The sequence below is a fragment of the Suipraeoptans intestinalis genome, from assembly GCF_009696485.1.
In the GTDB taxonomy this organism is placed as follows: domain Bacteria; phylum Bacillota; class Clostridia; order Lachnospirales; family Lachnospiraceae; genus Suipraeoptans; species Suipraeoptans intestinalis.
The window spans coordinates 1-10,839 of sequence record NZ_VULY01000041.1; the positions used below are offsets into that span (position 1 = coordinate 1).

General features: G+C 48.9%; 14 protein-coding genes and 6 pseudogenes. 9 read left to right on the plus strand and 11 right to left on the minus strand.

Annotated features, from left to right (window positions below; translation table 11 throughout):
* From FYJ34_RS15415 to FYJ34_RS15420, 11 genes and pseudogenes are all read right to left on the minus strand, one after another.
* A pseudogene (locus tag FYJ34_RS15415) lies at window positions 1-324 on the minus strand (4Fe-4S binding protein); the annotation flags it as partial.
* Window positions 300-443, minus strand: a complete 144-nt coding sequence (locus FYJ34_RS12415; RefSeq protein ID WP_206671435.1) for a CD1871A family CXXC motif-containing protein — start codon at window positions 441-443, stop codon at window positions 300-302. The pseudogene FYJ34_RS15415 and the gene FYJ34_RS12415, both read right to left, overlap by 25 nt.
* Before the next feature lie 219 nt (window positions 444-662).
* The gene (locus tag FYJ34_RS12420) at window positions 663-1,052 is read right to left on the minus strand and encodes a sensor histidine kinase (RefSeq protein ID WP_154478994.1); all 390 of its coding nucleotides are present in this window, start codon (window positions 1,050-1,052) and stop codon (window positions 663-665) included.
* Complete coding sequence (locus FYJ34_RS12425) at window positions 1,022-1,459, minus strand: sensor histidine kinase (RefSeq protein WP_154478995.1); 438 nt, start codon at window positions 1,457-1,459, stop codon at window positions 1,022-1,024. Before FYJ34_RS12425 ends, FYJ34_RS12420 begins: the two co-directional genes overlap by 31 nt.
* Before the next feature lie 39 nt (window positions 1,460-1,498).
* Window positions 1,499-1,678 (minus strand): hypothetical protein, encoded by a 180-nt coding sequence (locus FYJ34_RS12430; protein WP_154478996.1) that lies wholly within the window; start codon window positions 1,676-1,678, stop codon window positions 1,499-1,501.
* Window positions 1,679-1,797: 119 nt separating this feature from the next.
* The gene (locus tag FYJ34_RS14860) at window positions 1,798-2,046 is read right to left on the minus strand and encodes a winged helix-turn-helix domain-containing protein (RefSeq protein ID WP_330582749.1); all 249 of its coding nucleotides are present in this window, start codon (window positions 2,044-2,046) and stop codon (window positions 1,798-1,800) included.
* A gap of 77 nt (window positions 2,047-2,123) precedes the next feature.
* On the minus strand, window positions 2,124-2,471 hold the full coding sequence (locus FYJ34_RS14865; protein WP_330582750.1) for a response regulator: 348 nt from the start codon (window positions 2,469-2,471) through the stop codon (window positions 2,124-2,126).
* 166 nt (window positions 2,472-2,637) lie between these two features.
* On the minus strand, window positions 2,638-3,474 hold the full coding sequence (locus FYJ34_RS12440; protein WP_154477765.1) for a permease prefix domain 1-containing protein: 837 nt from the start codon (window positions 3,472-3,474) through the stop codon (window positions 2,638-2,640).
* 4 nt (window positions 3,475-3,478) lie between these two features.
* On the minus strand, window positions 3,479-3,820 hold the full coding sequence (locus FYJ34_RS12445) for a PadR family transcriptional regulator (RefSeq protein ID WP_235899376.1): 342 nt from the start codon (window positions 3,818-3,820) through the stop codon (window positions 3,479-3,481).
* A 135-nt stretch (window positions 3,821-3,955) separates the two neighbouring features.
* Window positions 3,956-4,990 (minus strand): annotated as a pseudogene (locus FYJ34_RS15660) (YeiH family protein).
* Window positions 4,991-5,191: 201 nt separating this feature from the next.
* Window positions 5,192-6,283, minus strand: a pseudogene (locus tag FYJ34_RS15420) (Na/Pi cotransporter family protein); the annotation flags it as partial.
* 1 nt (window position 6,284) lies between these two features.
* Between FYJ34_RS15420 and FYJ34_RS15425 the strand changes: the two are divergent.
* The 9 genes and pseudogenes from FYJ34_RS15425 to FYJ34_RS15440 all read left to right on the plus strand — a co-directional run.
* Window positions 6,285-7,405: pseudogene (locus FYJ34_RS15425) on the plus strand (Na/Pi cotransporter family protein); the annotation flags it as partial.
* A 230-nt stretch (window positions 7,406-7,635) separates the two neighbouring features.
* Window positions 7,636-8,667: pseudogene (locus FYJ34_RS12465) on the plus strand (YeiH family protein).
* A gap of 130 nt (window positions 8,668-8,797) precedes the next feature.
* Window positions 8,798-9,117: pseudogene (locus tag FYJ34_RS15430) on the plus strand (PadR family transcriptional regulator).
* A 4-nt stretch (window positions 9,118-9,121) separates the two neighbouring features.
* Complete coding sequence (locus FYJ34_RS12475) at window positions 9,122-9,664, plus strand: permease prefix domain 1-containing protein (RefSeq protein WP_154478997.1); 543 nt, start codon at window positions 9,122-9,124, stop codon at window positions 9,662-9,664.
* Window positions 9,665-9,740: 76 nt separating this feature from the next.
* A complete protein-coding gene (locus FYJ34_RS12480; RefSeq protein WP_154478998.1) occupies window positions 9,741-9,956 on the plus strand; it encodes an NfeD family protein in 216 nt (71 codons plus the stop codon).
* Window positions 9,957-10,120: 164 nt separating this feature from the next.
* A complete protein-coding gene (locus FYJ34_RS14895) occupies window positions 10,121-10,309 on the plus strand; it encodes a response regulator (protein WP_330582755.1) in 189 nt (62 codons plus the stop codon).
* On the plus strand, window positions 10,303-10,467 hold the full coding sequence (locus tag FYJ34_RS15435) for a response regulator (RefSeq protein WP_334296375.1): 165 nt from the start codon (window positions 10,303-10,305) through the stop codon (window positions 10,465-10,467). Before FYJ34_RS14895 ends, FYJ34_RS15435 begins: the two co-directional genes overlap by 7 nt.
* Complete coding sequence (locus FYJ34_RS14900) at window positions 10,397-10,624, plus strand: hypothetical protein (protein ID WP_330582756.1); 228 nt, start codon at window positions 10,397-10,399, stop codon at window positions 10,622-10,624. The genes FYJ34_RS15435 and FYJ34_RS14900 overlap by 71 nt, the downstream gene beginning before the upstream one ends.
* Before the next feature lie 23 nt (window positions 10,625-10,647).
* Window positions 10,648-10,782, plus strand: coding sequence for a hypothetical protein (locus tag FYJ34_RS15440; protein ID WP_334296376.1), 135 nt, complete (start codon window positions 10,648-10,650; stop codon window positions 10,780-10,782).
* The last annotated feature ends 57 nt before the right edge of the window (window positions 10,783-10,839 follow it).

The following is a 10,839-nucleotide window of genomic DNA, read 5'->3' on the forward strand; positions in this document are numbered from 1 at the left end:
GGGCAAAAGAACCCACAGATCAATCTCCCCACCAGGGCTCCAAACAGGATCAGGATTCCTGTGATGTAGTAGGAAACCGGAACTTGGAGCTTCTACCACTGCCTGAAAGGAACGATGGGACAGGCTCCGTCGCTCCCGGGCAGGAGTAACAGTTCAGTCCCGGAACACAGACCTGCTTTGCGCCTCCGGTATAAATAGTCCCTTAAAGAAATTCCATACATGGATATTTGTCAGCAACGTGGCAATCCCCTGTACGATCCCTCTTCTGTTTCGCAATGCCGCAAAATAATTTTTTTCTTTCAACCAGTCAAATACTCTTCCCATTTATCCAATCCCACGCATTCTAAACAAATTCTGACTGCCTTTGAAAAGACAGTTTCCACCTCTCCGCGATAGGCCCCGTATACAATGAAGAAGATTCCTATCGCCAGCACTGCACTCATCCATTTTCTCGTTTTTACTCTCAATGACGTCACCTCCTGACGGTATCATAACACTTGGGGTATAAAGTTTGTTAAGAACCTAAATGTTTTTTCGTTTATAAGTACTTATGCCCTGTAAACGAAAAATATCCCTTCACACTTTCCACAGGATCGTCCGTCTGAAGGGATATTTTTTCGGATATGGTCTTGGATATCCGCTGTCGTTCTATTTGTCTTTTCCTACTTCCGATCCGTTTCCGGTTTTGGGCAGACACACCAAACACACTGCCCCGGGGAAGATTGTCCGCGAGAGAAATAGTTCCTCCCAGCCGGCCACAATATGCCGCACCAGCGCCAGACCGATTCCGTAGCTCCCGTTTCCCTGTTTCTGGATTCATCCACCCGGTAAAACAGATCAAACACATGAGGCTTGTCCTCTTCCCTGATGCCTACTCCTGTGTCGGCAATCCGGATCTTTACCCGGTCCGGCAGATCTTCCGTGCTTACCTGCACATTTCCACCCTCCCTGTTATATTTGATTCCATTCTCCACCAGATTAAACAACACTCTTTCTATCAGTTGTTCATCCGTATGCGCTACTACATTGTCTCCCTCCAGGGAAAGCGCCACCTCTTTTCCGCCGCCATATCCTCCAGGTCAAAGAGGATCTCATCCAGGATCTCCCTCAGATTCACCTCCTGCGTTCTCACTTCCTGCTTTTGGCTCAGCATCATGATTCCTTCCACCATATCGGACAGCCGTGCAATATTTTTCTGCATGGACGAACCGGCGATTTCTTCCGGATCCTCTGTTTTCTTTTTCTTAAAGACGTCGATCTTGGCAGACAGAATAGCCAGAGGCGTCCGTACCTCGTGAGCCACATTGACACTGAATTTTTTCTGTCTTTCATAGCTTTCGTAGATCTCGCTGAAAGCTCCGTCTAGGACTCTGGACAACTCCTGGATCTCCATCCCTCCATTTTCGATCAGCACCTTGTTTTTTACATAGCTGGCCTGCTCCATATCAATCTCAGACACTTCGTCCCAGCTGTTTCAGCGGCTTCATCATCCGTGTGATCACCACATAAAAGATGGTTCCTCCCAAAAAATGACCGCTAAAAAGATGAAAGAGGAATAGATCAGAAACTCGCTCTGGGGAGCTGCCTCCTCTGCCTGTATCACTAAAAATGTCCCGTCCCCGGACTCCTTCTCCACTTCTTCCAGATTCATTTCCAGTTGCGTGGCGATCTTGTCCATGATATGTCCCTGATAGATCCCAATGCAAAAATACAGGATCCCCGTCATGGCAAGAAAGATAACGATGGACCGTCAGGATCAGCTTAAATCAATGGTCTTTCTCGTTTTTTTTGGCAAAATCACTGATCTTCATCTATCATATATCCTTTCCCGATCACATTTTCGATCAAATTCTGCCCTGTGGCCGTTTTTATTTTTTTCCGCAGAGACGCCATATGTACCCGGACGGTGTTGCTGAAGCTGTCCACCTCATCTCCCCACACATGCTCCAGGATCTCATACTGCGTTACATGCGATCCCATATTCAGAAGCAGGTATTCCAGGATCCCCAGCTCTTTTTTTGTCAGCTTCAATTCTTCCTCTCCCACATACGCCCTCCTTTTTAATGTGTCGAATGAAAGGGCTCCGCAGCATAGAACCGCCTCTGTCTGGATTGCTTTTCTCCTTAGCAAGGACCGTATCCTGGCTTCCAGCTCCGCAAAATAGAAGGCTTGACCATGTAGTCGTTGGCTCCAAAATCCAGTCCCTTCACCCGGTCGCTGACATCCGAACGCGCTGTCAGCAGGATGATATTCAACGTCTTATTGTATTCCCTTACCTTTTTCAGCACCTCAAATCCATCCATTCCCGGAAGATTAATGTCCAGGATCATCAGGTCATAGCTTTCCGTGTAGCAAAGCTCTTCTCCGTCCCTCCCATTGTCCGCAGTATCCACCACATAGCCGGACAGCCTGAGGCCTTCTGCAATGCTTTCCAATAACTGTACTTCGTCTTCTACGACTAAAATCTTCATGATACCCTCTCTTTTCTGGCAGTAACCTGCTTTTTTCCCCCGCTTCTTTTCGGATCCCCCTTGACCGGATCCGGGAAGGCGCCTCCACCTTCCCGGCAAAACTACTTATCTTCCTTCTTTTTAAAGATAGCATTAACCCTCGAAAATTTCCACTGTTTCTATTGCCTTATCTGCACGCAGTTCTTTCTGTCGGGGCTGTCCGTCCCGGCAGGATCTGTTTGTCTCTGGAAAGAGGCTCCACCAGAATCTTAAATCCGTCGATCCCCACAGCGACCACCTCTGTTCCGGCGGAAATCTCCTCTTTTGCAACGACCTTGGTCTTTTTTCCTGCAAATTCCGCATAGCCCCCGAATCCCAGGGGAGTCAACGTCTTCCCCTGACAAAACAGATACGCCTGTTCTTTCCGGATACGGCTTCTCTCCACCTGGCTGCGGATCCCTATATGAAATGCAATGGTGATCAAAACGACAACTGCTGTCTGCAGGGGCGGCAATACCCATACGGATATGGCAATTGATACGATGATCGCACCATTGGCATTGGATCCTCCCGACTGGGACCGTCCGTACCAGAAAGGCATATCGTGATACTTCTCCAAGGCAGAGATACCCATGGCATAGAGGTACAAAACGATTCCCAAAACCCATAAAACTCCCTGTATCCTCTCTGGTGCAAATGCTGTCGTTCCGTCCGTATTGGTTGTCAGAAGCTCCAGTAGCTGTGGCATCACGCTTCTGATAAGGGTTGTAAATATCAAGATCCCCAGGATCTGTCCCCACTCCAGCACCGGCTTATGTACCTGGTTAAACAGATCGCTGATCTCCCCGGGATCTCCCATGCTGTCTGCCGCCAGCTCTTTGGCTTCTTCCTCCGAATATCCCTGTGCCATAAAATCTGCCGCACTGTCTTCCAGGTGATCTGTTAGCTCCCGCCGGATCGCCTGCCGGCAGGATCTGTTTTGAACCCTTCCACAGATCTTATCTAAACATATTTGCTCATTCATCTTTTCATCCCTCCATTACCAGATCCACCGCATGGTGAAAAGTATGCCACATTTCCTCTTTTTCTTTTACAAATACCCTTCCCACCGGCGTAATAGAATAATAGATCCTGGTCTTTCCCTCTGTTTCTTTCTCATAAGACGTCAGAAGCTTTTTTTTCTTCAGAGAATGAAGCAGAGGGTACAGCGTTCCTGCCTTTAACTCAAATACATTCTCCGAACGGTCCCGCAGCGTGCGGATCATCTCATATCCGTACATCTCCCGCTCTGACAAAAGCTTCAGGACAAGCATCGCCATGCTTCCGGAAAGCATGCTCTTATCGATCATCTGTTTTTCTGTTTTCTTCATGATATCCGCCTCCTTATATATATGATCTATATATTGATTATCTACATAATAAATCCTAAAAAAGGAAATGTCAAGAAGTCTCCTGCATTCCCTTTGTACAGCACTATGTATTACATGTCCTGCCGCCTTCTTTCCCTACCAGATTCCCATGACCGACTGCATCAGAAGACTTACTGCTGTGATCCCGCCCAGCAGGCGGCTCCCAGAAGAATAGGCTTTCCTCCACTTTTTACCAGCTTGATCAGATTGCTGTTGAGGCCGATGGCCGCCATTGCCATGATGATAAAAATTTAGACAGATCCTTGAGCGGCGTAAAAATCTCCGATGGAATGCCCGCCTGCACCGCTACCGTTGTGATCGCTGCCGCCAGGATGAAGTACAGGATAAACATGGGAAATGCCTTGCGCAAACGGAACCCGCCTGCACAGGTTCCATCTTTTTCCCTCTGCTTCGCACGGACAAAACTTAACAGCAACGTGATGGGAATGATGGCCAGCGTTCTCGTCAGCTTCACCAGAACGGCCTTATCCAGAGTTTCGCTTCCCAGCTTCCACATACTGTCCCAGGTGGAGGCAGCTGCCGTCACAGAGGAGGTGTCATTGACTGCCGTACCTGCAAAGATCCCGAAGGCATTGCCGCCTGTCGTGTCAAATCCCACTGCCACTCCCAGCATCGGAAACAAAACCGCCGCCAATACATTAAAGAAAAAGATAACAGAGATCGCCTGCGCCACTTCGTCGTCCTCCGCCCAATGACCGGCGCCGTAGCGGCAATAGCGGATCCTCCGCAAATAGAAGATCCTACTCCGATCAACGTAGAAATATTTCCGGGGATCCTAAGTGTTTTATGCAGGATCCACGCCAGGAACAAAGAGGTACTGATGGTGCATATGATAATAGGCAGAGACTGTTTTCCCGTTTCCAAAACAACGCCCAGGTTCATGCCAAATCCAAGAAGGACCACTGCCGCCTGCAGCACAAATTTGGAGGTGAAACGAATCCCCGCCTCCGCTTTCCCCTTGTCATTCCATACCAATGCCAGAAGCATCCCCAGTAAAATAGCAAAGACTGCGCCTCCCACGACGGGAAACTGCTTCCCCAAAAGCCAGGACAAAACTGCTATCACAAAGCAGGTCAGCATCCCCGGTCCGTTTTTCTTGATGCGATCCATTTCAACCCTCTCCTTTTCTTTCTCTTTCTGATTTTCTTTTTAACCCTTTTGATTTTTTTGCAGAGCGCTTATCTCGCACACTGCCTTCCCTGGATTTTCCCATGTACTTCCCTTGGATCCAGACGAAAAAAGAAGCAGCCTTTTGCCAGACATTTCTGTGCTGCACTGCTTCTTTCTGATTCTGTTTTTCTGATGAAAGATCTATGCGATCCCTTCCAATACTTCCTCCGCAATATTTCTTGCGTGATCGGAAATACGCTCCAGGCAGACTAATGCGTCCAAAAAGACGATTCCTGCCTCTGCCTCGCACTGATTGTTGGCCAGACGTTTGATATGCCTGGTACGAAGCTGTACCTCCAGCGCATCTGCCTGGGTTTCTTTTTCCACCACCCGCAGCGCCCTGTCCTTGTCATTTTCCTGAAACGCCTTGTAAGCATAGAGATAGCTGTCCACACAGACCTCTGTCATCTCCTGCAGCTGCTCTCTTCCTGTGTCGGAAAAGCTGAGCTTCCTTTCCATGATCGTTTCTGCAAACTCAGAAATGTTTTCACAATAGTCGCTGACCCGTTCCATATCCGATACGATCTGCAGCAAATGTGAGATCTCCTGGTGCTCCTTTTCACTGATCTGCAGAGAACTCAGCTTGATGGCATAGTCGGTGATTCCGGCGCAAAGGCGATCCACCGTTTTTTCTTCCTCCCGCAAAAAGCGGATATCCTGTTCCTTCGGTGCAAACAGTACATTCTGGCCACAAGCAGGGACTCCTCCACGATCTTTCCCATGCGGTCGATCTCTTTGACCGTTGCCTGCAGTGCGATGCTGGGCGTTTCCAGAACACGTTCGTCCAAAAGCACCGTGCTCTTTTCCTGCTCCCCTTCTTTGACTCTGCCCAGTTTCTTTGCCAGGCGGATGATCCAGTTGGAGGCCGGGAACAGCAGAACAGTCGTACCAATATTGAAGATGGTATGTACCAAACTGATCTGTGTCTGGGTGATCACACCCGTTCCTGCCGCCACATTGATCAGCTTAAAGTATACGATAGCTACCACTGAAAAAATGATCGTCCCTATGATATTGAACAACAGGTGCATCAGCGCCGCCGTCTTTGCCGTCCGTTTTGCTCCCAGACTGGCAAGAATCGCGGGTGATACAGGTACCAATATTCTGTCCCATGATGATGTAGATGGCCGCGCTGAAAGGAACCAGTCCTGCTGCCGCAAGACTCTGCAGGATTCCCACGGAAGCTGAAGAGCTCTGGATGATCGCTGTCACGACCGTTCCTGTGAGGATTCCACTGTTTGTAACACTGGGCAATATTCCGTTTTTAGGAATCCTCACAGGAACGGTCGTGACAGCGATCATCCAGAGCTCTTCAGCTTCCGTGGGAATCCTGCAGAGTCTTGCGGCAGCAGGACTGGTTCCTTTCAGCGCGGCCATCTACATCATCATGGACAGAATATTGGTACCTGTATCACCGCGATTCTTGCCAGTCTGGGAGCAAAACGGACGGCAAAGACGGCGGCGCTGATGCACCTGTTGTTCAATATCATAGGGACGATCATTTTTCAGTGGTAGCTATCGTATACTTTAAGCTGATCAATGTGGCGGCAGGAACGGGTGTGATCACCCAGACACAGATCAGTTTGGTACATACCATCTTCAATATTGGTACGACTGTTCTGCTGTTCCCGGCCTCCAACTGGATCATCCGCCTGGCAAAGAAACTGGGCAGAGTCAAAGAAGGGAGCAGGAAAAGAGCACGGTGCTTTTGGACGAACGTGTTCTGGAAACGCCAGCATCGCACTGCAGGCAACGGTCAAAGAGATCGACCGCATGGGAAAGATCGTGGAGGAGTCCCTGCTTGTGGCCAAGAATGTACTGTTTGCACCGAAGGAACAGGATATCCGCTTTTTGCGGGAGGAAGAAAAAACGGTGGATCGCCTTTGCGCCGGAATCACCGACTATGCCATCAAGCTGAGTTCTCTGCAGATCAGTGAAAAGGAGCACCAGGAGATCTCACATTTGCTGCAGATCGTATCGGATATGGAACGGGTCAGCGACTATTGTGAAAACATTTCTGAGTTTGCAGAAACGATCATGGAAAGGAAGCTCAGCTTTTCCGACACAGGAAGAGAGCAGCTGCAGGAGATGACAGAGGTCTGTGTGGACAGCTATCTCTATGCTTACAAGGCGTTTCAGGAAAATGACAAGGACAGGGCGCTGCGGGTGGTGGAAAAAGAAACCCAGGCAGATGCGCTGGAGGTACAGCTTCGTACCAGGCATATCAAACGTCTGGCCAACAATCAGTGCGAGGCAGAGGCAGGAATCGTCTTTTTGGACGCATTAGTCTGCCTGGAGCGTATTTCCGATCACGCAAGAAATATTGCGGAGGAAGTATTGGAAGGGATCGCATAGATCTTTCATCAGAAAAACAGAATCAGAAAGAAGCAGTGCAGCACAGAAATGTCTGGCAAAGGCTGCTTCTTTTTTCGTCTGGATCCAAGGGAAGTACATGGGAAAATCCAGGGAAGGCAGTGTGCGAGATAAGCGCTCTGCAAAAAAATCAAAAGGGTTAAAAAGAAAATCAGAAAGAGAAAGAAAAGGAGAGGGTTGAAATGGATCGCATCAAGAAAAACGGACCGGGGATGCTGACCTGCTTTGTGATAGCAGTTTTGTCCTGGCTTTTGGGGAAGCAGTTTCCCGTCGTGGGAGGCGCAGTCTTTGCTATTTTACTGGGGATGCTTCTGGCATTGGTATGGAATGACAAGGGGAAAGCGGAGGCGGGGATTCGTTTCACCTCCAAATTTGTGCTGGCAGGCGGCAGTGGTCCTTCTTGGATTTGGCATGAACCTGGGCGTTGTTTTGGAAACGGGAAAACAGTCTCTGCCTATTATCATATGCACCATCAGTACCTCTTTGTTCCTGGCGTGGATCCTGCATAAAACACTTAGGATCCCCGAAATATTTCTACGTTGATCGGAGTAGGATCTTCTATTTGCGGAGGATCCGCTATTGCCGCTACGGCGCCGGTCATTGGGGCGGAGGACGACGAAGTGGCGCAGGCGATCTCTGTTATCTTTTTCTTTAATGTATTGGCGGCGGTTTTGTTTCCGATGCTGGGAGTGGCAGTGGGATTTGACACGACAGGCGGCAATGCCTTCGGGATCTTTGCAGGTACGGCAGTCAATGACACCTCCTCTGTGACGGCAGCTGCCTCCACCTGGGACAGTATGTGGAAGCTGGGAAGCGAAACTCTGGATAAGGCCGTTCTGGTGAAGCTGACGAGAACGCTGGCCATCATTCCCATCACGTTGCTGTTAAGTTTTGTCCGTGCGAAGCAGAGGAAAAAGATGGAACCTGTGCAGGCGGGTTCCGTTTGCGCAAGGCATTTCCCATGTTTATCCTGTACTTCATCCTGGCGGCAGCGATCACAACGGTAGCGGTGGCAGGCGGGCATTCCATCGGAGATTTTTACGCCGCTCAAGGATCTGTCTAAATTTTTTATCATCATGGCAATGGCGGCCATCGGCCTCAACAGCAATCTGATCAAGCTGGTAAAAAGTGGAGGAAAGCCTATTCTTCTGGGAGCCGCCTGCTGGGGCGGGATCACAGCAGTAAGTCTTCTGATGCAGTCGGTCATGGAATCTGGTAGGGAAAGAAGGCGGCAGGACATGTAATACATAGTGCTGTACAAAGGGAATGCAGGAGACTTCTTGACATTTCCTTTTTTAGGATTTATTATGTAGATAATCAATATATAGATCATATATATAAGGAGGCGGATATCATGAAGAAACAGAAAAACAGATGATCGATAAGAGCATGCTTTCCGGAAGCATGGCGATGCTTGTCCTGAAGCTTTTGTCAGAGCGGGAGATGTACGGATATGAGATGATCCGCACGCTGCGGGACCGTTCGGAGAATGTATTTGAGTTAAAGGCAGGAACGCTGTACCCTCTGCTTCATTCTCTGAAGAAAAAAAGCTTCTGACGTCTTATGAGAAAGAAACAGAGGGAAAGACCAGGATCTATTATTCTATTACGCCGGTGGGAAGGGTATTTGTAAAAGAAAAAGAGGAAATGTGGCATACTTTTCACCATGCGGTGGATCTGGTAATGGAGGGATGAAAAGATGAATGAGCAAATATGTTTAGATAAGATCTGTGGAAGGGTTCAAAACAGATCCTGCCGGCAGGCGATCCGGCGGGAGCTAACAGATCACCTGGAAGACAGTGCGGCAGATTTTATGGCACAGGGATATTCGGAGGAAGAAGCCAAAGAGCTGGCGGCAGACAGCATGGGAGATCCCGGGGAGATCAGCGATCTGTTTAACCAGGTACATAAGCCGGTGCTGGAGTGGGGACAGATCCTGGGGATCTTGATATTTACAACCCTTATCAGAAGCGTGATGCCACAGCTACTGGAGCTTCTGACAACCAATAGGACGGAAACGACAGCATTTGCACCAGAGAGGATACAGGGAGTTTTATGGGTTTTGGGAATCGTTTTGTACCTCTATGCCATGGGTATCTCTGCCTTGGAGAAGTATCACGATATGCCTTTCTGGTACGGACGGTCCCAGTCGGGAGGATCCAATGCCAATGGTGCGATCATCGTATCAATTGCCATATCCGTATGGGTATTGCCGCCCTGCAGACAGCAGTTGTCGTTTTGATCACCATTGCATTTCATATAGGGATCCGCAGCCAGGTGGAGAGAAGCCGTATCCGGAAAGAACAGGCGTATCTGTTTTGTCAGGGGAAGACGTTGACTCCCCTGGGATTCGGGGCTATGCGGAATTTGCAGGAAAAAAGACCAAGGTCGTTGCAAAAGAGGAGATTTCCGCCGGAACAGAGGTGGTCGCTGTGGGGATCGACGGATTTAAGATTCTGGTGGAGCCTCTTTCCAGAGACAAACAGATCCTGCCGGGACGGACAGCCCCGACAGAAAGAACTGCGTGCAGATAAGGCAATAGAAACAGTGGAAATTTTCGAGGGTTAATGCTATCTTTAAAAGAAGGAAGATAAGTAGTTTTGCCGGGAAGGTGGAGGCGCCTTCCCGGATCCGGTCAAGGGGGATCCGAAAAGAAGCGGGGAAAAAAGCAGGTTACTGCCAGAAAAGAGAGGGTATCATGAAGATTTTAGTCGTAGAAGACGAAGTACAGTTATTGGAAAGCATTGCAGAAGGCCTCAGGCTGTCCGGCTATGTGGTGGATACTGCGGACAATGGGAGGGACGGAGAAGAGCTTTGCTACACGGAAAGCTATGACCTGATGATCCTGGACATTAATCTTCGGGAATGGATGGATTTGAGGTGCTGAAAAAGGTAAGGGAATACAATAAGACGTTGAATATCATCCTGCTGACAGCGCGTTCGGATGTCAGCGACCGGGTGAAGGGACTGGATTTTGAGCCAACGACTACATGGTCAAGCCCTTCTATTTTGCGGAGCTGGAAGCCAGGATACGGTCCTTGCTAAGGAGAAAAGCAATCCAGACAGAGGCGTTCTATGCTGCGGAGCCCTTTCATTCGACACATTAAAAAGGAGGGCGTATGTGGGAGAGGAAGAATTGAAGCTGACAAAAAAAGAGCTGGGGATCCTGGAATACCTGCTTCTGAATATGGGATCGCATTAACGCAGTATGAGATCCTGGAGCATGTGTGGGGAGATGAGGTGGACAGCTTCAGCAACACCGTCCGGGTACATATGGCGTCTCTGCGGAAAAAAAATAAAAACGGCCACAGGGCAGAATTTGATCGAAAATGTGATCGGGAAAGGATATATGATAGATGAAGATCAGTGATTTGCAAAAAAACGAGAAAGACCATTGTATTTAAGCTGATCCTGACG